The organism is Pseudomonas sp. BT76 TE3572 (assembly GCF_050435365.1).
In the GTDB taxonomy this organism is placed as follows: Bacteria; Pseudomonadota; Gammaproteobacteria; order Pseudomonadales; family Pseudomonadaceae; genus Aquipseudomonas; species Aquipseudomonas fluorescens_W.
In genome coordinates this window covers 35,185-61,798 of the sequence record NZ_JBNDKE010000001.1, presented here as the reverse complement: position 1 = coordinate 61,798, position 26,614 = coordinate 35,185, and the positions used below count along the sequence as shown (strand labels likewise).

The window sequence follows — 26,614 nt, the reverse complement described above, 5'->3', positions numbered from 1 at the left end:
GTATGAGCCTGGATCAAGATCAAAAGATCGCAGCCTCGTTACACTCGACAGCTCCTACAGGGGATGGGTGTACACCCGCTTCTCACCACTCATCAGGCCGAGCGTTAGCTCGCCTGCAGCTCCTGATCTTGATCCACCCGCCCCTTCGGCAGGCTGAGTGGAGGTGTTCATCCGGGGAGTGGCGCGCAGCGCCGTTCGACGCAGTCGAACACGCTGCATGTAGGTCGTCGCGAAGCAGACCGGAGGGCAGTGTCCCCGGATGGATACCGGAGCGAAGGAACGCCGAGCCTAAGCGAGGGGCCGGACGCTCGGGGCGAGACCTTTGCTTCCTTTGGGGCGTTTGCCAAAGGGAGTCGCCGTAAGGGCGAAACCGCCAGCCGCCGTTACCGCAGGAATGGATATGTACTCGGCCAACAAGAACCTGGTCGGCCCGAAGGCCACCACGTTCAAGCAGAAATCGGCAAAGGCCTCGACATGAACTCACTGATCCGCAACCGCAACCATCGCTCCGCCGGATCGTTGTCATGCACCCCGCTCCAGGCCATCGAAAGCTGCGCCGCTTCAATCGGAAACGGCGGGTCTTCGGCCCGCAACGCACACCCCTCGACCAACGCGCACGCGGCGTAATCAGGCACGGTAGCGATCATCTCGGTCCCGGCCAGCAACGCCCGCAACCCACTGAACTGCGGAACGCCCAACACCACCCGCCGACTTCGTCCGATCTTCGCCAGATCAAGATCAATGTTGCCGCTCAAATCCCCCGAAAACGACACCATCGCATGGGGTCGTTCACAGTATTCATCCAGCGAAAGCGTCCCCGGCCGTTTGTCACCGCGCAGCACCTTGCATGGAATATCCCGCAACGTCTTGCGCTTGGCGTTGGCCGGCAAATCCGTGGTGTAACTCACCCCCACCGAAATCTCCCCGGACGCCAGCAACGCAGGCATCAGCAAATAATTCGCCCGCCGCACGACCACGATGATCCCCGGTGCCTCTTCCCGAAGCTGGCTCAACAACGGCGGAAACAAGCCGAACTCGGCGTCGTCCGACAGGCCAATGCGGAACACGTCGCAGCTTGAAGCGGGATCGAATTCTTTAGCTCGGCTCACCGCCCCGGAAATCACATCCATCGCCGGTTGCAGCTCCTTGAGGATCGCCAGTGCCCGCGCCGTCGGCTCCATCCCGCGGCCATTGCGCAACAGCAGCGGATCGTCGAACAGATCCCGCAACCGCCCCAGCGCCGCACTCACCGCCGGCTGCCCCATGAACAGTTTTTCAGCAACACGGGTAAGGTTCTTTTCGAACATCAACGCTTCGAAAATCACTAACAGGTTCATGTCGACGCGGCGCAGATCGTTACGGTTCATAGGCACGGTTTCCTTGTGTGTTCAGCCGGGGACTTTACTCGATCAGCGGCACGTTGGCCGCACGTTTGTAAGGACCGTACTCAACCGGCACCCACTGGAAATGCTTGCCCTCGGCGGCGATGTGGCCGATGCCGGGGAACGGCAAGTGCGCCGCCGTCACCCAGGTCTTGCTCGCCGCGGCATCGCTGAACACCTTGGCACGACTCTTGATCGCCTGCTGACTGTTGACGTCAAAACCGATCGACACCTCAGGATGTTCGAACTGCACCGCGAGGTTATGCACCAGGTCGCCCATGAACAGAATGCTCTGCCCCTGCGAGGTGAAGCGGTAAGTGGTGCTGCCCGGCGTGTGCCCGGTTTCCAGTTCCGCATTGACCACACCTGGCATGGGCGACTGACCGGCATCGAACGTCTTGAAGCGACCCGCTGCGACGTAGGGCGCGGTTGAGTCCTGGGCAATTTTGAAGTACGGCCTGGCACCCTCGGGCGCCTTGGCGAGGGCCTGGGGATCAAGCCAGTAGTCGGCTTCTGCCTTCGCAGCAAAAACCGTGGCGTTGGCGAAAATCGGTTTCTGTTGGCCATCGACCAGTCCGCAGACATGGTCCAAATGCAGGTGGGTCAACAAAATCGTATCGACCTGCGCAGGCTCATAACCGGCGGCTTTCATATTGTCTGACAGCATCCCGGCTGTAGCACCAATGCACTGGCCGGCGCCGGTATCGACGAGGATCAACTGCTTGCCAGTGTTGATCAAAAAGGCGTTGAACGCGGTCTGCACGCCCGGTGTTTCAATCGAGCGACGGGCCAGCAGCGCTCGGATCTGATTTTGGGTCAGGCCCTTGAGCAGTTTCGGCGACAAGTCGTTGTAGCCATCGAACAGCGCCGTCACCTCGTAATCGCCCACCGCCAGGCGGAAATAGCCCGGCGCTTGTGTGCCGACTTGCACCGGCGCCTCGGCCGAGGAAATGCCGGACGCCAGCGCTACCGCGAGCCCCAGCGCGCAAACCAGAGAATGTTTCATGCCTTCATCCTTGTTCGAGTCAGAAAAGCGGCCACGCACAACACCGCCGTATGACGTCGATTCTGCACGGGACACGCCCATGGAAATTGCAGCCATGTGCTGAGTCACGGTGGTTGTTCATCACCGCGCACCAACGAAATTAACAACGTTTAACTCGCCGGCCAGAGCCCTGCGTCCAAGAATGAAGCTCATCGACTTGGATATTGGTCATGGCCCATTCCCAGCAAAATGTCGCTCGCGCGACGACCACTGACCCCCTCAAAAAAACCACCGGCGGCCTGACGCCTTGGCGCGAAAGCCTGGCCAAGCAACTGATCCTCGAACGCCTCGGCGAAACCGTTGAAGTGACGGAACTGGCCCGCGCCTGCGCCCTTTCGCGCAGTCATTTCTCCCGCGCGTTCAAGTGCAGCACAGGGCTCTCGCCGCAAGACTGGATTCGCCACCAGCGCATCGCCCGCGCCAAGCAATTGATCCAGAGCACTGACCTGACGCTGACGCAAATCAGCCTCGAATGCGGTTTCTGCGATCAGGCGCATTTCTGCCACATCTTCACTCGCAATGAAGGCATCACTCCGTTTGCGTGGCGTTGCAAGATTGTGCGCGCCCTGCCCCAACGCCCCGCCTACACCGCTCAACTTCACCCGCAATAAAGGCGACACCGCAAGCTTCGTAGCAGCTCTGCGTTCGGCTCTGTAGCAGCTGTCGAACCTGCGAGGCTGCGTTCGGCTGCGCAGCAGTCGTAAAATCGGCCAACGCAGTGTTTCAGGTAAACCGCGTCATCAGGTTTCACGACGGCTACGCAGCCGAACGCAGCCTCGCTGGGGCTCGACAGCTGCTACAGAGTTTCCATGGCAAAGGATCGAGGGGGGTCTAGTTCTTCAAAAATGCCAACAGATCAGCGTTGAGCTGATCCTTGTGGGTATCCGTCAAGCCATGGGGAGCGCCGGGGTAGATCTTCAACGTAGATCCTTTCACCAGTTTTGCAGAGGCAATGCCCGCCGCTTCGATCGGCACCACCTGGTCAGCATCGCCATGCACCACCAGCGTCGGTATATCGAACTTCTTCAGGTCTTCGGTGAAGTCGGTTTCGGAGAACGCCTTGATGCAGTCATAAGCGTTCTTGTGGCCGGAGGTCATGCCTTGCATCCAGAACCAGTCGATCATGCCCTGAGATGACTGGGCGTCCGGTTTATTGAAGCCGAAGAACGGACCGCTTGCGAGGTTGATGTAAAGCTGCGAACGGTCGGCCAGGGACGCCTCGCGAATGCCGTCAAACACTTCGATCGGCAGGCCCCCGGGGTTGGCTTCCGTCTTGAGCATCAGTGGCGGCACCGAAGAAATCAGCCCGGCCTTGGCCACGCGCCCGGTGCCATGACGACCAATGTAACGCGCCACTTCGCCGCCGCCGGTGGAGAAGCCGAACAGCACGACGTTTTGCAGATCCAGTAACTCGATCAACTGCGCCAGGTCATCGGCGTAGGTGTCCATGTCGTTGCCGGTCCATGGTTGGCTGGAGCGGCCATGACCGCGGCGATCATGGGCGATCACCCGGTAGCCTTTGGAGGCCAGGAAGATCATTTGCGATTCCCAGCTGTCGGCGTTCAACGGCCAGCCGTGGCTGAAGACAATAGGCTGACCGGTGCCCCAGTCCTTGTAATAAATCTCGGTGCCGTCTCGGGTCGTGAATGTACTCATGCGATGTCTCCTTAGCGAGGGATGGGGTGAATCAAACCGGTGAGTGGCTCATGCGTTCAGCCAGCCGCGCCACTCGCTCGCCCAGATGCGCGGCGGTGCAGCGGTCTTCGGGAGGTGGTGCGCATTCGGGGGGCTGTTCGACATTCGACTGCGCCATGGCGCCGAGCGAGCTGCCCAGGCGATTCATTTGCCCATCGAACACGCCCGTGCTCGAACGCGCAGGCAGCAGGTCGAGGCCGACCCAGATCATTGAATGCTGCGCGGCGAACACTGCCATTTGCAGCAAGGTATTGAGTTTGTCGCCGCACAGGCAGCCGGAATTGGTGAAGCCGGCCGCCAGTTTGTCGCGCCAGGGTTGGGCCAGATAGAACGCCGCCGTGGCTTCCATGAACCCCTTGAAGGGTGCCGAGGCACTGCCCATGTAGGTCGGCGCGCCGAAGATGATCGCGTCGGCGTTGTGCAAATGGTCCCAGTGCCGGTCCACGTCCTCGACCGAAATCAGCTGGCAGGTACTTCCCAAGTGCCTTTCCACACCTTGGGCCACGGCTTCAGCCATGACGCGGGTGTGCCCATAGCCACTGTGATAGACCACCACCACGTTGCTCATTCCGGCGTCCTCTTGACGTATCAATCCCTTTACATCGGGAAGGCAGGTGCCTTCGGTAAACTTGAAGGATGAGAGTTTTGGGCGTAGACCAGACGCAGCACGAGTTAAACGTTGTTAATTTTCTTTGGCGCGCCAAAAGCCTCAGCGATACCTTCAAGACCATCGCGCCCAATAAATACGGAACTCATGAACAAGAGCCGAAAACCTGCGGGCCAGGCGGACATTGCAGCGTCATCCGGCCAGCGTATTGCGCTGCCGTAAAAACCTGACGAATATGCTCGGAAACCGCGTACCAGACGGCGGCAAGCAGGAGTGACACGTTGACCCTTCCCCCCGAACAAGCCATCCATTTCGGCCCCTACCGGATCTATCCCGGACAACGTCTGGTCATGGAGGCCGACCAGCCCCTGCGCCTGGGTCGGCGTGCCATGGACATTCTGTTGATCCTTTTGGAACACGCCGGGAAGGTCGTCAGCAAACAAACGCTGATCGCCGGGGTCTGGCCCAAAAGCGTGGTGGAAGACATCAACCTGCGAGTGCACATGGCCGCATTGCGCAAGGCCCTCGGTGACGGCCAGGCCGGCCAGCGTTACATCGTCACCGTGGCGCAGCGCGGGTACAGCTTTGTGGCGCCTTATTCGCTGGAGCACATCGAGCACCTTCCAGGAAGCGAAGCGCCCGCGCCGAGCGGTCACAACCTTCCCGTTCGTCGAACCCGCATGATCGGCCGCCAGTCCCTCGTCGATAACCTGATGGTCCAGCTGTCACGCCAGCGTTTTATTACCCTGGTCGGCCCCGGCGGGATCGGCAAGACCACCGTGGCCCTGCGTGTCGCCGAACAACTGATCGGGCGCTACCGGGATGGCATTCGTCTGCTGGACCTGGCGCCGATCAACGATCCGTCGGTGATCACCGCTCACCTGGCGACATTGCTCGGGCTGTCCTTGCACGACGCCGAGCCGATGAGCGGCCTCGCCGCGTTCCTGCGCGACCGGCAGATGCTGCTGGTGATCGACAACTGCGAACACCTGGTCGACGCCATCGCATTGCTGAGCGAGAGCATCCTGCGCGCCGCGCCAGAGGTGCACATTCTGGCCACCAGCCGTGAGAGCCTGCGAGCCGAAGGTGAATGTGTTCAGCGCCTGGAGTCGCTGGACTGCCCTCCCCCCATTGCCGTACCGGACCGCGCTCAGGCCCTTACATTTTCCGCCCTGCAGTTGTTCGTCGAACGCGCGATGGCCAGCAATGACAGCTTCGAACTGACCGATGACGAACTGCCGCTGGCGATTGAAATCTGCCGGCGCCTGGACGGTATTCCACTGGCGATCGAATTAGCGGCCGCGCAAGTCAGCGGCCTCGGATTAAGCGGATTGCTGACCCAACTCCAAGGCAGTTTTCGCCTGCTCACCCAGGGTTGTCAGACCACGTTGGGCCGACACCAAACCCTGCGTGCCACGCTGGACTGGAGCTTCGAACTGCTGAGTGCCTGCGAACAAACCTGTCTGCGCCGACTGGGTGTGTTCAGAGGCGGCTTCACCCTGGAATCGGCGGCGGCGGTGATCGTCGGCGAACACATCGAACCGCAGGCAGTGTTTGGCTCGATCACGCAACTGGTGGCCAAATCGCTGCTGAACGTGGAAGTGGGTGACGAAGAGGTGTTCTACCGATTGCTCGACACCACCCGCAGCTATGCCCTGGAAAAACTCGACCAGGCCGCCGACCTGCCCGGTACCCGCAAACGTCACGCCGAGCGCTGCCTGGCATTGATGAATCAAGCCCAGCACGAGTGGGAGCTGATTCCGACAAGCACGTGGATCGAGCGTTACGCCCGCAGTCTGGAGGACATTCGTTCGGCCCTCGACTGGGGCTTGAACGGACAAGGGCCGCAGGCGTTGGCGATCCGCCTGACGGCAGCTTCCACGCCGCTGTGGCAGGAACTGTCACTGCTCAAGGAGCACGGTATGTACGTGCGTAGGGCGCTGGCACTGCTCGATGCAACGTCTGATCCTTGCCCGCAGCTGAAAATAGCCCTGCATCTCGCCCTCGGCAGTTCTTGCTATCACACTCAGGTCGGCACGGCAGAAACCGTCGAGGCGTTCGTCAGCGCCAGAATCCTGGCCAAACATTGCAACGATTTGGCCGGTCAGTTGCGTGCGGTGTCCGGGCACATGGCGGTCAATCTCTGTTGCGCCGATTATCAAATGGCCCTGGAACAGAGCCGGCAATTCGATCGGTTGGGGCTGCATGGCGATGCGGTGTTGTCCCTCAGCGCGCATCGCTTGCGGGTGCTGGCGTTGCACTTTGCCGGGGACCAGCAGCAGGCGCGGATGAATGCAGAACAGGTCCTTCAGCGCATGGCCCAGAGCGGCCACCTCAACCGCTTCACCTACGGTTTTGGCGTGCACTACGATCAGAGTGTCGCCGCCCTGACGATTCTGGCGCGCATCCTCTGGTTGCAGGGGCACCCGGAACAAGCCTGGCGCACCGCCCGGCAAGCGCTGGACATTGCGATCCAGATCAACCACGGCACGTCCATCTGCTACACCCTGGCGCTGGCCGGCTGCCCGATCGCTCACTACAACGGCGATACCCGTACCGCTCGTGAACTCTTGCGCCTGTTGCTGGAACAAGCACAGAAACACTCGGTGCTGCTGTTCTACACCTGGGCCCGGCACTATGCGCAGGTGATCGACGGCGCCGAGGCGCACTTGCCGCTTCAGCCAGGCGTGGGGCTGATCAAGGACATCATGGTCACGCTGGATTGCGGTTTCGTCGATGACGCCCTGTTGCAACGGGCCGACACCGGTACGGCCGGCTGGAGCACGGCGGAAGTTCTGCGGGCCCGGGCTAATGCGCTGCTGGCCGAGGATTGCCCACTGAAAACCGAAGCGGCCGAGGCCGTGCTGATCAGAGCATTGAACGTGGCGAAACTTCAGGGCGCCCTGGCTTGGGAACTGCGAAGCGCCACCTCGCTGGCGCAACTTTGGCAGCGTCAGGGCTTGTATCAGCAAGCCCATGAGCTGCTGGCGCCGATCTACAACCGGTTCACCGAGGGATTCGCCACGCCGGACCTGAGCAAAGTCCGGCGGTTACTCGACGAGCTCCATGGGCAATTGCCCACCTGAGACCCATTGCCCCCGGCTGATGTATTGCGAGTAGCGCCTTTCGAACACACGCAGGTGGCCGCTGTGTTCGAGCTTCTCCTGCGCATACGCACGCGTCGTGTTGAGAAAGCGATAACGGTGTATGCCGTTAACCTGCCCCTTCGAGAGCAACGATTTGGCCACAAGGCGTTCCACCAGCGGCGCCAGTTGCTCGGGTTTGAGCATCGCGCAACTGCTCACGCCCATAGCTGCCTCGAAGGTAAAGGACATCTTGAACACCGACAGACGCTGCAACACAGTCTGTTCCAGCAGGCTCAACCGCTCATAGCTCCAGTCCAGCGCCGCCTTGAGGGTTTGATGCCGAGGCACAGCGGTGCGCCGGCCCAGGGTCAGCAACTGAAAACAGTTGTCCAGTTGCGCTTGCAAGCCCACCAACGCCAGTGCATCGATCTGCGCCGCCGCCAGTTCGATCGCCAGTGGCAGACCGTCGAGACGCCGGCAGATTTTACGGACTACCTTGAGGTCTTGCTCGCGCAGGACAAACCCTTGCTGGCGGGCCCGGGCACGGCTGACGAACAACTGCACCGCCGAATAGCCCATGGCTTCGGCGACGCTATTCAACGCCGACACCGGCGGCACTGCCAGGGATGGCAGACGCTGGACCGTTTCCCCCTGCGCCTGCAACGGTTCACGGCTGGTCACCAGAATGGACAGCCGAGGCGCCGACCTCAGTAAATCTTCCACCAGGATTCGGCAGCGTTCGCGCAGGTGTTCGCAGTTGTCGAGCACCAGCAACGCGTGCCGGTTTGCCAGCACGTCCAGCGTGGTGCCGATCTCCAGCTCGAGACCCTGGATCAGATGATCGACCACTCGCGCGGGGTCTTCGATCGTCGCGAAATCAACCAGCCACGCGCCATCTTCATAGTGCTGCAACAGCAGTTCGGCGACACGCAACGCCACGGTGGTCTTGCCGACGCCGCCGGGGCCAACCAGCGTCATGAGACGCCGAACCGGCAACTGCCGGACGAGACTGCCGACCATCGAATCCCGGCCGGTCACCGGCGTGAGTCGTGCAGGCAGGTTGTGCTGATGTTTTTGAATGGTCTCGATCAAGACCTGAGTGCCCGCGGACGCTGGCTGCACCGGGGCGATAAAGCTATAACCGCATTGGGGAATGTTGACGATGTAGCGCTGACCATTCTGCCCGTCGCCAAGCGCACGACGCAGGGCCGCAATGTGCACGCGCAGGTTGATTTCCTCGACCACCGAAGTCGGCCAGACGTGAGCAATCAGTTCGTCTTTGCTGACCACGTTGCCGGCGCGCTCGACCAGCACCTGGAGGATATCCAGTGCCCGACCGCCCATGCGCAGCGGTCGATCACCGTCAAGGATCAACCGTTGCCGCAGGTGGAATGCATAGGGGCCGAATCGCAGCACCGCATCGCTGTTTAAATCTCTGTGGCTGTTCATGCACATTCACGTGCTGAAACCTGGCCCGGCTCACAGTGCAGCAACATCCCTTGCACCCGCCTTCCAGGCTCCCGCACCTCCATTGCAAAGCGTTCAAGATATCTTGGCAGGCATCAGTGACCGTTCAACGGCCATGATGGGAGCGTCACAGCCATCACGGTGCGCACAACGGACAAGAGCGCTCTAGCTGAACTGTTCGCGGTATTGGGTCGGCGTCAAACCAAGCTTTTCACTGAACAGAAAACGCATGTGCCGCACGCTGCCGAAGCCACTTTTGAACGCCACTGTCTTGAGCGGCAAGTCGCTGGTTTCCAGCAGACTCCTGGCGCTGTCGATACGTGCACTTTGCAGAAATTCCATGGGCGTTATGTTCACTTCCCGAGCAAACATCCGGGCGAAGTGCCGCGCACTCATGTTCGCCAGGCTGGCCATGCGGTCGATGCTGAATGCTTCATCGAGGTGTTCGAGCACATAGTTCTGCACGCGAGTGATCGGCGTTTCCTGCGGTGCGACAGAGGCCATCAACGGGCTGAACTGCGCCTGCCCACCCTGGCGCTTCATGACCACCAGCAATACCTTGGCCACGTCCTGGGCGACTTTCTTGCCATGGTCTTCGGCGACCACCGACAGTGCCAGGTCGATGCCGGCAGTGACGCCGCCGGAGGTGATGAGGTTGCGGTCCTGCACGTAAATCTGATCGGTCTCGACGGTGGCCTTGGGGAAGCCTTTGATCAGTCGTTCGGTGTAATGCCAGTGGGTGGTCACGCGATACCCGTCCAGCAAACCGGCATGCCCCAGCACAAATGCGCCGGTGCAGATCGAGCCGTATCGTTCGGCGCGACCGACCGCGGCTTTGAGCCAACACAACAACGGTGGATGTTTTTCGTTGTAGGCACCCGGACCGCCCGGCACCAGCAACAGGTCAAACGCCCGATCTGCCTGGTCGATGTGCAAATCGGCCTGGACGTTGACGCCGTTGGAGGCGCGCAGTGCGCCATGTTCGGTGCCGATGGTCGACAGTTCGTAACGATCATCCGCTGCCAGATATCGATTGGCGATGGAAAACACTTCCATCGGGCCTGCCATGTCCAGCAGGAGAAAGTCCGGGAACAACACCATAGCCACGGTTTTCATGGGTTCAAATCACTGAAGTCAAAAGAAAGCCCATCTGCCGAACACCAATCCCACAGGGGTTTGGTGTTCGGCAGATAAGAGATGCCGTGCATTATGGCCAAGTGTGGCGTGCGCACATAACTGTCAACCTGAACGCGACAGTATTTCAATTTTCATCTACTTATTGCACCAGTCAGTAACCATTAACCTTCTCCTCACTCGGACGAATCAACGTCCTCACAGGAGATTTCATCATGCTGACCCTTCGCAAGGCTTCCGATCGCGGTGCGGCCAATCACGGTTGGTTGAAGTCGTTCCATACCTTTTCCTTCGCCAACTATCGCAACCCCAAAGAGCAGGGTTTTTCCGACCTGCTGGTGATCAACGATGACCGGGTTGCCGCCGGCAAAGGTTTCGGCCAGCACCCGCACCGCGACATGGAGATTTTCTCTTATGTGCTCGAAGGTGCTTTGGAACACAAGGACACCCTGGGCACCGGCTCGGTGATCCGCCCCGGTGACGTGCAGTTGATGAGCGCCGGCAGCGGCGTGGCGCACAGCGAATACAACCACTCGAGCACCCGGCCGGTGCACTTCCTGCAAATCTGGATCGTGCCCGAAGTCAGCGGCGCCAAACCGCGTTATCAACAAGAGCACTTCAGCACGCAGAAGAAACGCGGCCGTCTGCAACTGATCATCTCCCCCGACGGGGCGAAGGGTTCGCTGAAGGTGCGTCAGGATGCACGGGTGTATGCCGCGCTCATCGACGGTAAGGAAAGCGCCACTCTGGAATTGGCCGCCAACCGCTATGCCTATGTGCATGTGGCCCGTGGCAGCGTCGAGCTCAACGGCGTGCCGTTGCAGGAAGGCGATGGCGTGCGGGTTCGCGATGAACAGGAGCTGACGTTGAGCAATGGCGTCGATGCTGAAGTGCTGGTGTTCGATCTGCGCCCTCAAGAACTGCCGGAAATGCCATAACGGTCACCCGCGATCTGTAGCAGCTGGCGAAGCCTGCGTTCGGCTGCGAAGCAGTCGTAAACCCAGCGCACGCGGTGTGTCATAAAGACCGCAGCGTCTGATTTCACGACTGCTTCGCAGCCGAACGCAGGCTTCGCCAGCTGCTACAGGTTTTACGCATTACTCGCCAGTACCGGAAAACACCGCGACAATTTCATCAATCACTACACGGACTCTGGCGGTATGCCGCAAGTCCGCATGCGTCACCAGCCACACATCATACGGCACCGGTCGCGTGCGCTCCGGCCACAACCTGACCAGTCCGTCCCTCTCCCCCATGTACACCGGAATTTCCCCGAGCCCGATCCCTGCAGCAATGGATCGGCGCACCAGCAGGCTGGAACTCAGGCTTGAAACAATGCGCCCGCGACCCAGCGGTTCCGAGACCAGCGTCATGTCTTTGTTGCCTTGCAGATACGGCTGATACACCACCAGATCATGCCCCTCAAACGCAGAGCCCGGCTGCGGCGTACCATGGGCATCGACATACGCTTGAGACGCGAAAAGCCCCACTGGCCAGCGGGCGATGCGCCGTGCGATCAGGTCAGGGTTGTCCGGCCGGGCATTACGCACCGCGATATCGGCTTCGCGCTTGGCCAGGCTGATCATTTGCGTGGACGCGTCCAGTTGCACGCGCACGTCGGGGTGCTGTTGATGCAGGCGAGCAATCGCCGGGATCAGGAAGTCGATGGCCAGGGAGTCCGTGGTGCTGACCCTTACGAGCCCGGTCAGTCGATCGTCGAGGCCTTGAATCCGGCGCTCCAGTTCGAGTGCCGAATGCTCCATTTTTTCCACCGCACGCAACGCGGCTTCGCCGACAGCCGTCAACGCATAACCCTCGGAGGTGCGCAGGAATAGCGTGGCACTCAAGGACTTTTCCAGCGCCGTGATCCGCCGGCCGACCGTGGCCTGATCGACCCCCAACACTCGCGCCGCGCCTCTAAGCGTCGACTCTCGGCACACCGCCAGAAACACCCGCGCGTCATCCCAATTCATACGGCTCCCAACTGATGCATAGATGCATCACTCTAGCGCGAAATCGCTGCATTATTGCAACAACAAACCACGATAGGCTGGAGGCCAGCTAAACCCACAGGACCGTCATCATGCACAGCACCTCGCCCACCCCGCGCAACGCGATCTGGCTGCCGATCTTCGCCGGCCTCTGCGCCAGCCTGGTCAGCATTGGCCTGGCGCGCTTTGCTTACACACCGTTGATTCCATCATTGATCCAGGCGCACTGGTTTTCGGCCAGTGACGTGGTCTACCTCGGCGCCGCCAACCTGGTCGGCTATCTGATCGGCGCACTGATCGGCCGCCCTTTGGCCCAACGCACCTCCAATACAACGGCCCTGCGTCTGATGATGCTCGCCGTGACCTTGTCGTTTTTCGCCTGTGGTTTTCCGTTGTCGGTGAGCTGGTTCTTCGGCTGGCGCCTGCTGTCGGGTGTTGCCGGTGGCGCAATCATGGTGCTGGTGGCTGCCACGGTGCTGCCCCATGTGCCGGCGTCCCGCAGAGGCTTGGCCAGCGGTGCGATTTTTCTCGGCATCGGCCTGGGCATTGCCGGATCGGGAACGATTGTTCCACCGCTGCTGAGCCTTGGCTTGCAACAAACCTGGTTTGGCCTCGGTCTTCTTTCACTGCTACTGACCGTTGCGAGCTGGTTCGGCTGGCCATCAGACTCGCACCACGCGACCGCCACGGCGCTGGATAACACTTCGTCGACACCAACCGACTCGCGGGTGTACCTGTTGTTCGCCCAATACGCGTTCATGGCCGCCGGACTTGTGCCAGCGATGGTGTTCCTGGTGGATTACGTGGCCCGCGGGCTCGGTGCCGGCTCGCACATCGGTGCACTGATCTGGGTGATGTATGGCGTTGGCGCGATTATCGGGCCGGTGAGTTATGGCTTTCTGGCCGATCAACTGGGCGCGAAGCAAAGCATTCGGCTGGTGCTGGTGGTGCAAGCGATTGCCGTCGGCCTGCTTTCGCTATCGAGTTCTTTTGCAGTGCTGGCCTTGCTGGCGGTGATCCTCGGCTCATTCCCGCCGGGCATCGTCCCACTGGCACTGGCACGGGTTCACGAACTGATCCCACAGCATCATCAGCAACAGACTGCCTGGAGCCGCGCGACGGTTTCGTTCGCCACGTTTCAGGCCATCGCCGGGTTTGCGTATTCGGCGTTGTTCAACGCCAGCGGCGGCGATCACGCGTTGTTGTTTGTCATTGCAGCCGGCGCCATTGTGGTCGCACTGTTACTGGAACCGGGGATGGCTTTGTTGAATCGTCGCGATCAGCCGACTCCGTTGAGTTGCCCATGAAGCCTGCGATCTTTTGATTTTCCCCGCCAAGACGCGGTCCCACTTTCTGAACACCTTCACAACAGGACGCCGACATGAATCTGCCCCAAACCATGACCCTGATTGAAATCACCGAACCGGGTGGCCCGGAGGTTTTAAAGCCACGCCAGGAACCGGTTCCAACCGCCGGTGCAGGCGAAGTGCTGATTCGCGTGCACGCTGCCGGGGTCAACCGCCCCGACGTGATTCAACGCGCCGGCAAGTACCCGATGAAACCCGGCATGAGCCCGATTCCCGGTCTGGAAGTGGCCGGTGAAGTGGTCGCCATCGGCGCAGGCGTCAACGAATTCATCGTCGGCGATAACGTCTGTGCGCTGACCAACGGCGGCGGTTACGCACAGTATTGCGTTGCACCGGCCAGCCAGACGTTGCCGATGCCTGAAGGGGTGGATTGGGTGCACGCCGCAGCGGTCCCGGAAACGTTCTTCACGGTGTGGGCCAATCTGTTCGACATGGGCGGCGCCAGCAAAGGCCAGCGCGCGTTGATTCATGGCGGCACCAGCGGCATCGGCACCACCGCGCTGATGCTCTGCCGCGAATTCGGCGTCAAGGCGTTCGCCACGGCGGGCAGTGAGGAAAAATGCGCGGCGATCCGTCAGCTGGGCGCCGAGGCGATCAACTATCGCGATCAGGACTTCGTCCAGGTCATCCAGGAAAGAACCGCCGGCAAGGGCGTCAATGTCATCCTCGACATCATGGGCGGTTCGTACCTGAATCAGAATATCGCGGCGCTGGGCATGGACGGTCGGCTGGTGATGCTGGGCTTTCTCGGTGGTGCTCATGCCAAAGACGTTGACCTGATGGCGATCCTTGGCAAACGTGCGACGATCACTGGCTCACTGATGCGTGCGCGCACCCGTGAAGAAAAAGCCTCGATCGCCGAACAGTTGCGCGAGTATGTCTGGCCCGTACTGGCCGCCGGGCGTTGCCTGCCGATGATCGACAAGGTCTATTCGCTTACCGACGCGTCGCAGGCTCATGCCCGGATGGAAGCGGGTGATCACATCGGCAAGATCGTCTTGCGTGTGGACTGATCAGTACCCCTCACCCGCCGCTTGGGCGCCGCTGATGATCGCGATGCCCGAACTGGTGCCCAGTCGCGTGGCGCCGGCCTCGATCATCGCCAGTGCGGTCGGGTAATCGCGTACGCCACCGGAAGCCTTGACCCCGATGACCGCGCCAACGGTGCGGCGCATCAGGGCGACATCTTCCACGGTGGCACCGCTGCGGCTGAAGCCGGTCGATGTTTTGACGAAAGCGACATTCAAATCACGGCAAATCTGGCAGGCCTTCACTTTTTCGGCGTCGGTGAGCAGGCAGTTTTCCAGAATGACTTTCAGCGGCACACTGCCGCAGGCCTGTTTGACCTGGGCGATGTCGTCGCGCACCAGATCGAACAAACCGTCTTTCAACCCGCCAATGTTCAACACCATGTCGACCTCCCCGGCACCGGCGGCAATCGCCCGCTCGGCTTCGAAGGCTTTGGTCTCGCTCAGGCCGGCCCCCAGCGGGAAGCCGACCACCGCGCAGATGTTGACGCGTTGTCCGGCAAGGCACTGAGCGGCATGAGGGACCTGTCCCGAATTCACGCACACCGAATAGAAGCCGTGTTCTACGGCTTCGCGGCACAACGTTGCGATTTGCTCGCGGGAAGCATCGGGCGCCAGCAAGGTATGATCGATGTATTGCGCCAACGCTTGGGGTTCGAGGTGTGCCATCGCAAAAACTCCTGTTTGTATATTCAAATGCCCCTGCGCCACAATCGAGGGTGACTTGCGCAAAAACGTTACAAAACTAACAAATAATGTTACTTAAATAACACCAACAATCAACCCCGGAATACCTGTGGACAGTAAAAAAGCCGAGCGTCTCAAGCTGATTCAACAAGCCCTGCAAGACCAGAGCGCCATTCATCTGCGCGAGATGGCGGCGTTGCTGGACGTGTCCGAGATGACCCTGCGCCGCGACCTGAGCAAATACACCGACCACCTGCGGCTGCTCGGTGGCTACATCACGAAAATTCACGACGGCAGCGAGCCCGGCGATTACCGCGTGGCCGAACAGGACACCCGCCACGTCGAAGAAAAACGCCGTATCGGCAAACTCGCCGCCGGGTTTATCCAGCCCGGCGACACGGTGTTCTTCGACTGCGGCACCACCACGCCTTTCGTGGTCGACTTCATCCCCGACGAACTCGAGTTCACGGCTGTGTGCAACTCCCTGAACGTGCTGCTCAAACTCTCGCAAAAGCCCAACTGCCACATTGTGCTGTGCGGCGGCACGTTCCACCGCAAGAACCAGGTGTTCGAGAATCAGAGCGAAACCGGCATCCTCGACAGCGTGCGCCTGACCTGGGCCTTCGTCTCCGCTGCCGGCATCAGCCAGGACTTCGGCGTAACCTGCTTCAACTTCAATGAAGTGGAGGTCAAGCAGAAGGTCATGCGTCAGGCGCAACAGCGGCTGCTACTGGCCGACCACAGCAAGTTCGATACAGTGCGCACCGCGCACTTCGCCAATCTTGAAGACTTTCAGTTCGTGGTCAGCGACAAGAAAATCCCCAAGGCCTATCGCGACGCCATTACTGCCAGTGGCGCGCAGTTGATCATCTGATCAGGGCCTGTTGTTCCACTGCATTCAGGTAGCCGGTGGTGACATTGAAATCAGCCGTCGCCCCTGCTGCCAGCGAACGCACATGGCCCTTGGCAGACTCGGCGCGATAGCCTTCCGGCTCGCACGTGGCCGGCAGCACGAACGCCGCCACGTGTTGATCGGCGTTATGCAGAATCCAGCGTGCTGCATGCTCGAATTGGTCGGGGCGGTAGCGGGTGTAAAACGCCGCACCGTCCGGATGGCTCAGCAGAAAGTGCGCATGGCCGCTGTCATCCGCCCGCACGTCGTCGAAGAAAAACACGATCTCGGGATCGTAGAGCTCGGGTCGATCCAGGCACTGGAGCTGTTCCGGCGCAACTGCCAACTCTTCCATGTAACGGCTCCAGGCCGGTGTCGGTTTCACATGGGCCGGCACGCTCGTGCGCAGGCGCACACGTTCGATACCCAAGGGCTCGATGAAACGAGCGCCTTCGACATAGGCGTAATTCATGTGCGCCATGTACATCAGGTCCATCGGTTTGCCCGCGAGATTGGTCACCTGCATGGCGATGTCGAACAGCCCTGAGTCAGCCCGTAAAGTCACGCTCGGGCTCGCCCGATAATGGTCACCAAAACCCTGCACGTATTCGTACTCGCCACCCAACCGCAGGTATTGACCGATGCTGTCCTCACCGACCTCCAGCCAGGCGCGATCCATCGCCGCGCAAGGCATCTCACCGTGTAGCGGATGATCGTCCTCGGGGCTCGGGCAACCGTTGCGCAGCAGGCCGCTGTGGAACATGAAGCAGCCGTAGGTGCCGATCACCGTCGGGCTGGGTCTGGGCTGGCTGAACAGGTTGCGCATGGTCAGGTCGCAACCGTCGAACACGGCGGACCAGATCATCTGCCCCTGATACGGCAGCACCACGAGACTGCCGCGATGATTGGCCAATTCCACCGCCAGCACGCCACTGGGATAGACCCAGGCGCTGACGGTGAAGGCCTCGGATTCCAGCAAGGTTCGGCGCGCCTCACCAAACTGCGACGGATGAAGATTGATCCGCGTAGTCATGACGCAACCACCGCACCCACCGGTGCCCGTTCGCTGTCGGAATGACGCAGGCAACGCACCGCGTACATCACGATCACGATGAAGCACAGCAGCGGCACGCTATAGGCCAGTTGCATGTTGCCGCCGCTGTAATCGGACAGCAGCCCCTGGAAGATCGGAATCACCCCGCCACCGACAATGCTCATCACCAGCAGCGAACCGCCGACACCGGTGTCTTCGCCCAGGCCGTCAATCGTCAGGCCGTAGATGGTCGGCCAGCACGGACCGAGGAACACGCTCACGCCAACGGCTGCGTACACCGCCGTGATGTTCGGCACCAGAATCGTATAAGCCAGCAACGCGATGCACAGCACGCCATACACCGCCAACACCTTGGCCGGGTGCAGTTTGCGCATCAGCACGTTGGCGATCAGCTTGCCGACAAAGTACGCGGCAAACGTCGTCAGCAGAAACCACGAGGCACTGCGCTCGTTCATGCCACCCAATTGCATGGCCAAACGGATGGTGAAACTCCAGACACCGACCTGGGCACCGACATAAAGAAACTGTGCCAACACACCAAAGGTGAAGCGCTTGTTGCGCCACAGCCGCGACAGGCTCTGGCCGAGACTGGCGGTTTTCTTGCTGCTCGGTTGATTGCCTTTGCACGCGGGAAACCGGGTGATGGCGATCAGGATGAACATCAGCACCAGCACGGCGATCATCCATTTGTACGGCAGCAACGTGGACTGGATCATTTGCAGTTGCTGGACCGCCGCGTCCGAGGCGCTCATTTGTGTGAGTTGCTCGCGGGTCGCGTCGGTGTCCTTGAACATCACAAAGCTGCCGACATACACCCCGGCCATCGCACCGAAGGGGTGGAAAGTCTGGGAAATATTCAGGCGACGGGTGCCGGTTTCACGCGGGCCCATCAATGTCGAGTAGGTGTTGCAGGCGGTCTCGAGGAACGACAGCCCCGCCGCAATCACAAACAGTGCCAGCAGGAACATACCGTACTTGGCCGTCGATGCCGCCGGGAAGAACAGCAGGCAACCGAACATGTACAGCATCAGGCCGATCAGGATGGTGGTCTTATAGCTGAAACGCCGGACCACCAGTGCGGCCGGAATCGCCACGAAGAAATAGCCCAGATAAAACGCCGACTGCACGAACGCCGTCTGGAAGTCGCTGAGCAGAAAAGCCTTCTTGAAATGCGCGATGAGCACGTCGTTCATGCTCGCGGCGGCTGCCCATAACGCGAAGATACTGCACAGCAAAATGAAGGCGAACCAGGGCGTGCGGTTCAGGTAGAAACCATCGGACGTCTGTTGGAGCGGAGGTTTTGTCATTGTTGTTCTCCGTGATGAGCTTCGGGATGTTGGAGCGGTTGAATCACCTCAACGTCAGGCGTCGAGGCTGCGCTGAAATTCAGCGAATGCGTGGGCGTCCGGGTAGGACGTCTGGGTGCCAAGGCCCGTGACCGAGCAGGCGGAATACGCCACGGCCTGGGTCATGGCGGCGCGGATATCGCGGTCGCGACTCCAGTGATGAATGAAGCAACCGATGAAGGCGTCTCCTGCCCCGGTGGTGTCGCGCGCGGCAACACTCAGACCGGGAATCTGAAACTCGCCCTCCTCGCCGACGTACAGCGCGCCTTGCTGGCCGAGGGTCACGATGACGTGGCGGATGCCGCTGGCAACCAATGTCTGGGCGGCGTTATGGGCTGACTCCGGCGAGTCCACAACCTGGCCGGTAATCAGTGCCAGCTCGGACTCGTTGGGCACCAGGAAATCCAGTTGCGCCAGGTGTTCACGGCTCAGGCCCGACAAGGCCGGTGCCGGGTTGAGCAGCACCGGAATGTTGTGTGCGCAGCCGAATTCGATGGCGTAGTAAACGGTGTCGACGTCGATTTCGAGCTGCAGAACGATCAGCGAACACTCGCGCAACGCCTGCGCGGCCGCGTCGATATCTGCCGGGAGCAGATGTGCGTTGGCGCCTTTGACGATGAGGATGCTGTTGTGCGAGTCAGCCTGAACGAAGATCGGCGCCACCCCGCTGGACACGCCGGGCACGCGCTGCACGTAACGGTTGTCGATGCCAAAGCGCTGGAAGTTGGCCAGGGTGTTGTCGGCAAACAGGTCATCGCCGACCTTGGTGAGCATCAACACATCCGCCCCAAGCTTGGCGGCAGCAACCGCCTGATTGGCGCCCTTACCACCACACCCGAGAGCAAACCCCGGCGCTTCGAGCGTCTCACCCTGGGCCGGCATGCGATCGATGTAGGTGATCAAATCCACCATGTTGCTGCCGATGACTGCGATCTTGCTCATTGCTATCCCACCTTGATACGGCTTGCCTGACTGACGCTGGCATTGTTGTTTTGTTATTTAAATAACATTTTGTGTGATTATTCAATCTTTTTTTAGGCGGGTGCCTGAAGCAAAGACGAATGGCTTTGCGCGCGGTTTTAAAGATGTGTGGGCAGAAATGGCGCCATCGCGAGCAGGCTCACTCCTACAGGGGGGACGCATTCCAATGTAGGAGTGAGCCTGCTCGCGAAGGGGTCCGAAAAGTCATCGCCCAAGCCGGGCCCTTCATACGACTGTCGAATTTTTCCCCACCTTTTGCCACGCTTCTGTTAAAACCCGAGCTTTCCTTTCCATCCTCCGGACCCTGCATGTTTTCGAATGTGATGAGCCGCTTGGGCCGACGCTGGCTGCCGCTGATGTGCATGGCCGCGCTGGTCGTCGGCTTGCCCGTGAGTTGCGGCGTGCTCAAGTACAAGGAACGCGAGCTGCTGTTTCGCATCGAGCCCGGGACCGCTGGCTGGTATCGCGGTCTGCCGCAGGACGTTCAGGAATTCGACATCAAGCCCGCCAGCTTCAAGGCCGGGCAAAGCCTGCATGCCTGGTGGTGGCCGGCCGCGCGTCGCGATGCGCCGTCGATCCTCTACCTGCATGGCGTGCGCTGGAACCTGACGGGCCAGGCGTTCCGCATCGAGCAATTGCGCGCCATGGGCTATTCGGTGCTGGCCATCGACTACCGCGGGTTTGGCCAGAGCAAGGGTGATCTGCCGTCGGAAGCCAGTGTTTACGAAGACGCCCGAGCCGCCTGGGAGCGCTTCATCGAGATGCAACCGGACGCCAGCAAGCGCCTGATCTATGGCCACTCACTCGGTGGCGCGGTGGCGATCGACCTGGCGGCAGACCTGGCCGCACAGGCGAAAAAGGACCATGGCGTGGTGCCGGTGCGCGGTCTGGTGATCGAATCCACGTTCACCTCGCTGGGTGATGCCGTGGCGCAAGTGGCCGACAGCAACCTGCCCGTGAAATGGTTGCCGGTGCGCTGGCTGCTGTCGCAGAAATTCGATTCCATCGACAAGATCGTCGACATCAACATGCCGTTGCTGGTGGTCCACGGCCTGGCCGACCCGTTCATGCCCTCGCGGTTCAGCCAGCAATTGTTCAATGCCGCCAACGAACCCAAGCACCTGCTATTGGTGCCCGGTGGTACGCACAACAACAGCATGAGCCTGAGTGGTAGCCAGTATCGGCAGGCGCTCGACGGTTTGATGAAAACAAAACCAACACAAATGGCCGGGCCGGCGGTGACGCGGGTTTCTCGGGAGTCTTGAGATCTATCGGTAACCACGGGCCTGCAAATCAAACAACTGCGCATAGCGCCCGCCGGCGGCCACCAAGCTGTCGTGATCGCCCCGCTCAAGAATCGCTCCCTGGTCCAGCACAATGATGTGGTCTGCATTGCGCACGCTGGAAAACCGGTGGGAGATCAGCAACGTCATCCGGCCTTCGGTGTGCTCACTGAAGTGCTCGAATACCGCTGCTTCCGCCGCCGGATCGAGTGCCGAGGTCGGCTCATCCAGAATCAGGATATCGGCGTTGCGCCGCATGTAGGCGCGCGACAACGCGATCTTCTGCCATTGGCCGCCAGACAGCTCCTGGCCGCCGGCAAACCACCGCCCCAATTGCGTGGCATACCCTCGATCCAACCCTTCGATAAAGGGTGCGGCCATGCCCTCGGCGGCGGCCTCCTGCCAGCGCTGTTCATCGTTGAACGCCAGCGTGTCACCCACACCAATGTTCTCGCCGACGGAGAATTGGTAGCGGATGTAATCCTGAAAAATCACCCCGATGCGCCGTCGTAGCGTGTCTTCTTCCCACGCTTGCAGATCGCTGCCGTCCAGCAGGATACGGCCCTGATCAGGACGGTACAGCCGCGTCAACAATTTGATCAGCGTGGTCTTGCCCGAACCGTTCTCCCCCACCAGTGCCACACTGTGGCCGGGCACAAGGTGAAGGTCGATGCCTTCCAGCGCGGCGCGACTGGCTCCCGGATAACGGAAGCCGACGTTCTCGAAACGCAGGCCATCGCCGGGGACCGCGCCCACGGTGAGGTTGCCGTTATCCGCCACAACAGGCTCGGCCAGGTATTCATAAAGACTGGAGAGGTAAAGGCCATCCTCGTAGAGACCGCTGATGGCGCTCAAGCTGCTGCTCACCGCCGTCTGCCCCTGTTTGAACAACACCAGGTACATGGTCATCTGACCGAGGCTGATGTTGCCATGGACGGTATCGACCACCACCCAGGCATACGCCAGGTAAAACGCGCCGGTGCCCAGTAGACCGAGGACAAATCCCCAGCCATCCCGACGTAATGTCAGGCGCCGGTCTTCGGCATAGAGCCGCGCGAACGTATCGCGATAACGCTTCAATAGCAGCGGCGCGAAGCCGAACAGTTTGACCTCTTTGATGTAGCCCTCGTGAGAGAGCAGCGTCTCGATGTAATTCTGTTGTCGACTCTCCGGCGCGCGGCGAGTGAACAGTCTGAAAGCATCACCGGAAAAATGTGCTTCGGCGAAGAATACCGGTAGTGCACCGACCACCAGCAGCACCAGCGCCCAGGGCGAAAAATGCACCAGCAACACGCCGAAGCTGATCAACACGATCAGGTTCTGGATCAGCCCCAACGACTTCATCACCAGCGCCAACGGCCGGGTTGAAGCCTCGCGGCGCACCCGAACCAGCTTGTCGTAGAACTCGGAATTCTCGAACTGCACCAGCGATAACGTCTGGGCCTTCTCCAGAATCATCGTGTTGACCTTCTGCCCCAACTGCACCCGCAACAGCGATTGCTGGACCGACAGCGCCCGCTGAGTCCCGGACAGCAACGCGAGCACGCCCGCTTCAAACAGCACATAACGCACGACCGGCCACAACGGCGCACTGCCCTGTTGCGCGTGCAACTGCATGGCGGTGACGACCGCATCGACGATGCGTTGACCTAACCACGCCGCCAGTGCTGGAAGTACGCCGGCGATCAGGGTAGCCAGCACCAATCCCAGAAACAGCCCGCGAGACGTCGCCCAGACCAGCAGCAAGGCGCGTCTAGCCTGGTCGAGTAAGGCAGTGAAGCGATCAAGAACAGGGTTCACTCCGTGAGCTCCCCCTGATACCTCGCCCGATACCGTCCCGGACTTTCCCCCGTCCACTTCTTGAACGCACGATGGAACGCACTCGGTTCCTGAAAGCCAAGCTGCTCGGCAATGTCACTGATGCTCGCTCGGCTCTGGCGCAGCTGTTCGAAGGCAACGCCGCGCCGCACCTCGTCCTTGATCTCCTGATATGAACACCCTTCCCGTTCGAGCTTACGGCGGAAGGTACTGGGGCTCAGGTGCTGTTCCAGGGCGAAGGCCTGCAAGGTCGGCCATTGGCTGTAATGGCTGTTACGCAGACGCTGGTGGACCTGCGACGCCAGACCGTGTTGATTGCGAAAACGAATCACCAGCCATTGCGGCGCAGTGCGCAAAAACACTTTCAGGGATGCCAGATCCTGAACCACCGGCAGACGCAGATAGTGGCTGGCGAATTCGATTTCGGTGCGCTCGGCACCAAAGGTCAGGTTCGGTCCCCAGAGCAAACGGTCATCGCTGAGCGACACACGCTGATGGCGAAAGTCTGCGCGATCGATGGGGATGCGCCGGCCACCCAGCCAGCAGAGCAGACTGATCATCAACACCAGAAACGTCTCCTCGCCCAAACGACTGACGTCGCTGTTTGGCGAGTGGTTCTGCAGGCTGATCACCGCACGTTTGCCGCGCACCGTCAGCGTGCCGCGAAAGTCTTGGAGGAACAGCGCGAAATTGGCCAGGCACTGGCGCATGGCTTTGTGCAGGTCAGGTTCCTGAATCAATGCCCGGCAGATCAGGGCGAAAGCGCCCGGCGGCATGCCATGGGAGTCGAGCCCGAAGAACTCATCATTGAGCTCGCGGATCTGAATCAACCACAACGCGGCAAACGCACTCGCCGGCACACGCGCAGTAGGCTGCTCCATCAACGCCGGGTCGATGCCAGCCTGTTCAAGCGCAGCCCTCTGACGTTGCGGATTGTTTCCCAGCCCATGGATCATTGCCTGCACGAAGTAGGCGGAAACCGAGTCCTTTTCCCGCATGTGAACGCTTCTCTCCCCATCACCCGAATGGCAAAAAACACCAGTGCCGTTGAACAGTTTCGGCATAGGACAACCGCCCTGCCGGCTCTAGACTCGCGGCCAATAGTACGCCTTCGGCCACTATGGCGGCCAAGGTATCGCGGGATTTGATCGGAAGGACAGAACATGAATCTGCAAAACATCGGCGTGATCGGCGCAGGCACCATGGGCAATGGCATTGCGCAAGTCTGCGCCTTGGCCGGTTTTAACGTGACCTTGCTCGACATCTCCGAGAGCGCCCTGCAAAAGGCCGTCGCAACCGTCAGTAAAAACCTCGATCGACAAATCGCCAAGGAAACGCTGACGCAAGAGCAAAAGCTCGCCGCCCTCGACAAGATCCGCACCAGCACCGATTACAGCAGTCTGCAGAACGTGCAACTGGTGATCGAAGCCGCGACCGAAAACCTCGAGCTGAAACTGCGCGTGCTGCAACAGATCGCCGCGCAGGTCAGCAACGATTGCGTGATTGCCTCCAACACGTCTTCGCTGTCCATCACCCAACTCGCTGCCAGCGTGAGCCAGCCGGAGCGCTTCATCGGTCTGCACTTCTTCAACCCGGTGCCGGTGATGGGCCTGATCGAGGTGATTCGCGGATTGCAAACGAGCGACGCCACCCATGCCCTGGCGCTGGACATGGCGACCACTCTCGGTAAAACCGCGATCACTGCGGGCAACCGTCCGGGTTTCGTGGTCAACCGGATTCTGGTGCCGATGATCAACGAAGCGATCCTGGTGTTTCAGGAAGGCCTGGCCAGCGCCGAAGATATCGACGCCGGCATGCGCCTGGGCTGCAATCAGCCGATCGGGCCGTTGGCGTTGGCGGACCTGATCGGCCTGGACACCGTGCTGGCGATCCTCGAAGCTTTCTACGATGGCTTCAACGACAGCAAGTACCGCCCTGCTCCACTGCTCAAGGAAATGGTCGCGGCGGGTTACCTGGGTCGCAAAACGGGGCGTGGCTTCCATGCCTATGCCTGAGCGTTGCTCGCGCTTTGCCGAGTACCGGGACAAGGTGCTGGAGCTGTTCGCCTGCAAGGGTTTCGGGCAGGTCGGCATGCGTGAGCTCGCGACCTGCCTGGGGCTCGCCCCCGGCTCGTTGTATCACCATTACCCCAGCAAGCAGCACTTGTTGCTCGACCTGATCGAGGAGTTTTACGAAGAGCTGCTGGCCACCTTGGGGCGGGTCGAGCAAAAGGCCCCGGCAAAACGTGACAAACTCCATGCCCTCATCCGAGCACATTTGAACCTGCATCAGGAGATGCCTTGGCATTTTCGTCTGGCAGAGCGAGACAGCGGCTGCCTGAATGAAGACCAACAGGAACGGGTTCGGCAGCTGCGCGAGCAATACGAGCGCAAATTGTTGCTGATGCTCGGGGCCCGATCCCGCTTCAGTGAACAGGGTCTGCTGGCCGCCGGACATGCAATCGCAAACTTACTCAACAGCGCGCCCGGCTGGTTGGCGCAGCACACGCTGAGTGAAGCGGAGCGAGATGAGCTGCTGGAAAACCTGGTGAGCGGTGCCATCGAACGTTTGCTGCGCCCCTCGGTTCCACGCGCAGTCGCTTGAGGACAGTGGATCGACGCCCAAGCGCCATAAGCCACGTCGCTTCAATAGAAAAAACATCTAAACAATTCCCGCCAGTCACGACATCTAACGCTTTGCTAAAGGGAGCCCAATCACTGCGGAGCCTGAGGTGAATTCGGCCTCTCTTCGCCTCTTCGTAACCGGGAGCAAAGCATGAAAATCAATCCCTACCTGATCTTCAACGGCGATTGCAAAGCCGCCTTCTCCTTCTATGCCCAAAGCCTGCCAGGCCAGATCGAAGTCATGATGACCTTCGGTGAAAGCCCCGCGCGCGAACACTTTCCGGCGGACTACCACAACCTGATCATCCACACCCGCCTGCTGGTGGGCGATCAGGCGATCATGGGCTCGGACACAACCCCTGATCGCCCTACTGACGAAATGAGCGGCTGTTCGGTTTCACTGAATGTCGACAGCATTGCGGAGGCTGAACGGGTGTTTTCTGCGTTGGCGGACGGCGGCAAGGTTGCAATGCCACTGGAGACGACGTTCTGGGCGGCTCGCTTCGGCATGTTGGTTGATCGGTTTGGTGTGTCGTGGATGGTGAATTGCGAAAAGGATCAGTGAAACTCACTTTCTCAAGGCATGAAAAAAGCCCAACCTGAAAAGGTTGGGCTTCTGGCAACTGCCGGACCGTCTGCTACCGTCAACACACTACCTCGTACAGCAGCGGATTGTTCGGAGGAACCCCACTATGCCTGTCCAGGACGTGCCTTGGTCCACTCGTTTCAAACTGTCACTGCTGGCCGGAGGACTCACCGCCACTCTGCTCGCGCTGAGTGGGTGCGCCACCGTCGACGCCCAGACCACTGCCTATGTGGGCGTGGAGCATCCCGCGCCGACGCTCGCTAGCGAGGTCGTGGTGCTGCGCACCGAACCTCTTCGCCCTCACGTCCGATTGGGTGAGGTGGTCATCGACGCGAGCGTCGAGCCTGCTCCTCCCATCACTCAGGTAGAACAAAAACTACGCGAAGAGACCGCCAAGCTCGGCGGCGATGCTGTGGTGGTGGTCTACGACCATATCCAACCGGTGGGCGCCTATGTCAACGGTCCACTGTGGGCTCGCGATGTAAAAACCATCGAAGGTCGGAAACTCAAAGGGATTGTGATCAAGTACCGGTAATGTCCG

The 26,614-nt window shown here is 60.4% G+C and carries 24 protein-coding genes; 11 read left to right on the top strand and 13 right to left on the bottom strand.

Annotated elements, in window-relative coordinates:
• Positions 1 to 446: 446 nt before the first annotated feature.
• Entirely contained in the window at positions 447 to 1,367 is a 921-nt protein-coding gene (locus tag ABH912_RS00285) for a LysR substrate-binding domain-containing protein (RefSeq protein WP_033058879.1), read from the bottom strand.
• A 34-nt stretch (positions 1,368 to 1,401) separates the two neighbouring features.
• Complete coding sequence (locus ABH912_RS00280; RefSeq protein WP_429509246.1) at positions 1,402 to 2,388, bottom strand: MBL fold metallo-hydrolase; 987 nt, start codon at positions 2,386 to 2,388, stop codon at positions 1,402 to 1,404.
• A 209-nt stretch (positions 2,389 to 2,597) separates the two neighbouring features.
• Between ABH912_RS00280 and ABH912_RS00275 the strand changes: the two genes are divergently transcribed.
• Positions 2,598 to 3,038, top strand: a complete 441-nt coding sequence (locus ABH912_RS00275; protein WP_033058882.1) for a helix-turn-helix domain-containing protein — start codon at positions 2,598 to 2,600, stop codon at positions 3,036 to 3,038.
• Positions 3,039 to 3,258: 220 nt separating this feature from the next.
• Here ABH912_RS00275 and ABH912_RS00270 read toward each other — a convergent pair whose 3' ends face one another.
• Both ABH912_RS00270 and ABH912_RS00265 read right to left on the bottom strand, forming a co-directional pair.
• A complete protein-coding gene (locus ABH912_RS00270; RefSeq protein WP_033058885.1) occupies positions 3,259 to 4,083 on the bottom strand; it encodes an alpha/beta fold hydrolase in 825 nt (274 codons plus the stop codon).
• Between the two features lie 31 nt (positions 4,084 to 4,114).
• The gene (locus tag ABH912_RS00265) at positions 4,115 to 4,690 is read right to left on the bottom strand and encodes a flavodoxin family protein (RefSeq protein WP_429509245.1); all 576 of its coding nucleotides are present in this window, start codon (positions 4,688 to 4,690) and stop codon (positions 4,115 to 4,117) included.
• Between the two features lie 320 nt (positions 4,691 to 5,010).
• Here ABH912_RS00265 and ABH912_RS00260 point away from each other — a divergent pair, with 320 nt between their 5' ends.
• Positions 5,011 to 7,815 (top strand): ATP-binding protein, encoded by a 2,805-nt coding sequence (locus tag ABH912_RS00260; RefSeq protein ID WP_429509244.1) that lies wholly within the window; start codon positions 5,011 to 5,013, stop codon positions 7,813 to 7,815.
• On the opposite strand, the gene ABH912_RS00255 is transcribed toward ABH912_RS00260, so the two are convergent.
• Both ABH912_RS00255 and ABH912_RS00250 read right to left on the bottom strand, forming a co-directional pair.
• A complete protein-coding gene (locus ABH912_RS00255; protein ID WP_033058890.1) occupies positions 7,780 to 9,264 on the bottom strand; it encodes an ATP-binding protein in 1,485 nt (494 codons plus the stop codon). The two genes, ABH912_RS00260 and ABH912_RS00255, sit on opposite strands and share 36 nt — an antisense overlap.
• 183 nt (positions 9,265 to 9,447) lie before the next feature.
• Positions 9,448 to 10,398, bottom strand: coding sequence for a GlxA family transcriptional regulator (locus ABH912_RS00250; RefSeq protein WP_429509243.1), 951 nt, complete (start codon positions 10,396 to 10,398; stop codon positions 9,448 to 9,450).
• Between the two features lie 233 nt (positions 10,399 to 10,631).
• Here ABH912_RS00250 and ABH912_RS00245 point away from each other — a divergent pair, with 233 nt between their 5' ends.
• Complete coding sequence (locus ABH912_RS00245; protein WP_033058894.1) at positions 10,632 to 11,354, top strand: pirin family protein; 723 nt, start codon at positions 10,632 to 10,634, stop codon at positions 11,352 to 11,354.
• Between the two features lie 159 nt (positions 11,355 to 11,513).
• Here ABH912_RS00245 and ABH912_RS00240 read toward each other — a convergent pair whose 3' ends face one another.
• Positions 11,514 to 12,389, bottom strand: a complete 876-nt coding sequence (locus tag ABH912_RS00240; protein WP_429509242.1) for a LysR family transcriptional regulator — start codon at positions 12,387 to 12,389, stop codon at positions 11,514 to 11,516.
• 110 nt (positions 12,390 to 12,499) lie between these two features.
• Here ABH912_RS00240 and ABH912_RS00235 point away from each other — a divergent pair, with 110 nt between their 5' ends.
• Both ABH912_RS00235 and ABH912_RS00230 read left to right on the top strand, forming a co-directional pair.
• Positions 12,500 to 13,714, top strand: a complete 1,215-nt coding sequence (locus tag ABH912_RS00235) for a YbfB/YjiJ family MFS transporter (RefSeq protein WP_429509241.1) — start codon at positions 12,500 to 12,502, stop codon at positions 13,712 to 13,714.
• Positions 13,715 to 13,788: 74 nt separating this feature from the next.
• Complete coding sequence (locus ABH912_RS00230; protein ID WP_429509240.1) at positions 13,789 to 14,787, top strand: NAD(P)H-quinone oxidoreductase; 999 nt, start codon at positions 13,789 to 13,791, stop codon at positions 14,785 to 14,787.
• Here the strand turns inward: ABH912_RS00230 and deoC are convergent, their stop codons facing one another.
• A complete protein-coding gene (gene deoC / locus ABH912_RS00225; RefSeq protein WP_033053943.1) occupies positions 14,788 to 15,471 on the bottom strand; it encodes a deoxyribose-phosphate aldolase in 684 nt (227 codons plus the stop codon).
• 127 nt (positions 15,472 to 15,598) lie between these two features.
• On the opposite strand from deoC, the gene deoR reads away from it, so the two are divergent.
• Entirely contained in the window at positions 15,599 to 16,363 is a 765-nt protein-coding gene (deoR, locus tag ABH912_RS00220; protein WP_033053945.1) for a DNA-binding transcriptional repressor DeoR, read from the top strand.
• Here the strand turns inward: deoR and ABH912_RS00215 are convergent.
• The 3 genes from ABH912_RS00215 to rbsK are packed head-to-tail and all read right to left on the bottom strand — an operon-like array spanning position 16,356 to position 19,723.
• On the bottom strand, positions 16,356 to 17,414 hold the full coding sequence (locus ABH912_RS00215) for an aldose 1-epimerase family protein (RefSeq protein WP_429509239.1): 1,059 nt from the start codon (positions 17,412 to 17,414) through the stop codon (positions 16,356 to 16,358). The two genes, deoR and ABH912_RS00215, sit on opposite strands and share 8 nt — an antisense overlap.
• The gene (fucP, locus tag ABH912_RS00210; protein ID WP_429509238.1) at positions 17,411 to 18,742 is read right to left on the bottom strand and encodes an L-fucose:H+ symporter permease; all 1,332 of its coding nucleotides are present in this window, start codon (positions 18,740 to 18,742) and stop codon (positions 17,411 to 17,413) included. The genes ABH912_RS00215 and fucP overlap by 4 nt, the downstream gene beginning before the upstream one ends.
• Positions 18,743 to 18,796: 54 nt before the next feature.
• Complete coding sequence (gene rbsK, locus ABH912_RS00205; protein ID WP_429509237.1) at positions 18,797 to 19,723, bottom strand: ribokinase; 927 nt, start codon at positions 19,721 to 19,723, stop codon at positions 18,797 to 18,799.
• A gap of 347 nt (positions 19,724 to 20,070) precedes the next feature.
• Between rbsK and ABH912_RS00200 the strand changes: the two genes are divergently transcribed.
• Positions 20,071 to 21,027 (top strand): alpha/beta hydrolase, encoded by a 957-nt coding sequence (locus ABH912_RS00200; RefSeq protein WP_429509236.1) that lies wholly within the window; start codon positions 20,071 to 20,073, stop codon positions 21,025 to 21,027.
• A 3-nt stretch (positions 21,028 to 21,030) separates the two neighbouring features.
• Here the strand turns inward: ABH912_RS00200 and ABH912_RS00195 are convergent, their stop codons facing one another.
• Together ABH912_RS00195 and ABH912_RS00190 are read right to left on the bottom strand one after the other, a co-directional pair.
• Positions 21,031 to 22,845, bottom strand: coding sequence for an ABC transporter ATP-binding protein (locus ABH912_RS00195; protein ID WP_429509235.1), 1,815 nt, complete (start codon positions 22,843 to 22,845; stop codon positions 21,031 to 21,033).
• On the bottom strand, positions 22,842 to 23,861 hold the full coding sequence (locus ABH912_RS00190; protein ID WP_033053951.1) for an AraC family transcriptional regulator: 1,020 nt from the start codon (positions 23,859 to 23,861) through the stop codon (positions 22,842 to 22,844). Before ABH912_RS00190 ends, ABH912_RS00195 begins: the two co-directional genes overlap by 4 nt.
• Before the next feature lie 165 nt (positions 23,862 to 24,026).
• Here ABH912_RS00190 and ABH912_RS00185 point away from each other — a divergent pair, with 165 nt between their 5' ends.
• The 4 genes from ABH912_RS00185 to ABH912_RS00170 all read left to right on the top strand — a co-directional run bounded on the left by ABH912_RS00185 (position 24,027) and on the right by ABH912_RS00170 (position 26,608).
• Complete coding sequence (locus ABH912_RS00185; RefSeq protein WP_429509234.1) at positions 24,027 to 24,878, top strand: 3-hydroxybutyryl-CoA dehydrogenase; 852 nt, start codon at positions 24,027 to 24,029, stop codon at positions 24,876 to 24,878.
• Complete coding sequence (locus ABH912_RS00180; protein ID WP_429509233.1) at positions 24,865 to 25,467, top strand: TetR/AcrR family transcriptional regulator; 603 nt, start codon at positions 24,865 to 24,867, stop codon at positions 25,465 to 25,467. Before ABH912_RS00185 ends, ABH912_RS00180 begins: the two co-directional genes overlap by 14 nt.
• Before the next feature lie 171 nt (positions 25,468 to 25,638).
• Positions 25,639 to 26,052 carry a VOC family protein gene (locus ABH912_RS00175; RefSeq protein WP_033053954.1) on the top strand — a complete coding sequence of 138 codons (414 nt, stop codon included), beginning with the start codon at positions 25,639 to 25,641 and terminating at the stop codon, positions 26,050 to 26,052.
• A 127-nt stretch (positions 26,053 to 26,179) separates the two neighbouring features.
• A complete protein-coding gene (locus ABH912_RS00170) occupies positions 26,180 to 26,608 on the top strand; it encodes a hypothetical protein (RefSeq protein WP_429509232.1) in 429 nt (142 codons plus the stop codon).
• Positions 26,609 to 26,614 lie beyond the last annotated feature (6 nt).

Bases quoted from the DNA above. Each gene is read 5' to 3' on its own strand.
- ABH912_RS00255 (WP_033058890.1), bottom strand. From the start codon at position 9,264: ATGAACAGCCACAGAGATTTAAACAGCGATGCGGTGCTGCGATTCGGC.
- ABH912_RS00250 (WP_429509243.1), bottom strand. From the start codon at position 10,398: ATGAAAACCGTGGCTATGGTGTTGTTCCCGGACTTTCTCCTGCTGGAC.
- ABH912_RS00275 (WP_033058882.1), top strand. From the start codon at position 2,598: ATGGCCCATTCCCAGCAAAATGTCGCTCGCGCGACGACCACTGACCCC.
- ABH912_RS00280 (WP_429509246.1), bottom strand. From the start codon at position 2,388: ATGAAACATTCTCTGGTTTGCGCGCTGGGGCTCGCGGTAGCGCTGGCG.
- rbsK (WP_429509237.1), bottom strand. From the start codon at position 19,723: ATGAGCAAGATCGCAGTCATCGGCAGCAACATGGTGGATTTGATCACC.
- ABH912_RS00190 (WP_033053951.1), bottom strand. From the start codon at position 23,861: ATGCGGGAAAAGGACTCGGTTTCCGCCTACTTCGTGCAGGCAATGATC.
- ABH912_RS00170 (WP_429509232.1), top strand. From the start codon at position 26,180: ATGCCTGTCCAGGACGTGCCTTGGTCCACTCGTTTCAAACTGTCACTG.
- ABH912_RS00265 (WP_429509245.1), bottom strand. From the start codon at position 4,690: ATGAGCAACGTGGTGGTGGTCTATCACAGTGGCTATGGGCACACCCGC.
- fucP (WP_429509238.1), bottom strand. From the start codon at position 18,742: ATGACAAAACCTCCGCTCCAACAGACGTCCGATGGTTTCTACCTGAAC.
- ABH912_RS00285 (WP_033058879.1), bottom strand. From the start codon at position 1,367: ATGAACCGTAACGATCTGCGCCGCGTCGACATGAACCTGTTAGTGATT.
- deoC (WP_033053943.1), bottom strand. From the start codon at position 15,471: ATGGCACACCTCGAACCCCAAGCGTTGGCGCAATACATCGATCATACC.
- ABH912_RS00270 (WP_033058885.1), bottom strand. From the start codon at position 4,083: ATGAGTACATTCACGACCCGAGACGGCACCGAGATTTATTACAAGGAC.
- ABH912_RS00200 (WP_429509236.1), top strand. From the start codon at position 20,071: ATGTTTTCGAATGTGATGAGCCGCTTGGGCCGACGCTGGCTGCCGCTG.
- ABH912_RS00235 (WP_429509241.1), top strand. From the start codon at position 12,500: ATGCACAGCACCTCGCCCACCCCGCGCAACGCGATCTGGCTGCCGATC.
- ABH912_RS00185 (WP_429509234.1), top strand. From the start codon at position 24,027: ATGAATCTGCAAAACATCGGCGTGATCGGCGCAGGCACCATGGGCAAT.
- ABH912_RS00230 (WP_429509240.1), top strand. From the start codon at position 13,789: ATGAATCTGCCCCAAACCATGACCCTGATTGAAATCACCGAACCGGGT.
- ABH912_RS00215 (WP_429509239.1), bottom strand. From the start codon at position 17,414: ATGACTACGCGGATCAATCTTCATCCGTCGCAGTTTGGTGAGGCGCGC.
- ABH912_RS00180 (WP_429509233.1), top strand. From the start codon at position 24,865: ATGCCTATGCCTGAGCGTTGCTCGCGCTTTGCCGAGTACCGGGACAAG.
- ABH912_RS00175 (WP_033053954.1), top strand. From the start codon at position 25,639: ATGAAAATCAATCCCTACCTGATCTTCAACGGCGATTGCAAAGCCGCC.
- ABH912_RS00245 (WP_033058894.1), top strand. From the start codon at position 10,632: ATGCTGACCCTTCGCAAGGCTTCCGATCGCGGTGCGGCCAATCACGGT.
- ABH912_RS00240 (WP_429509242.1), bottom strand. From the start codon at position 12,389: ATGAATTGGGATGACGCGCGGGTGTTTCTGGCGGTGTGCCGAGAGTCG.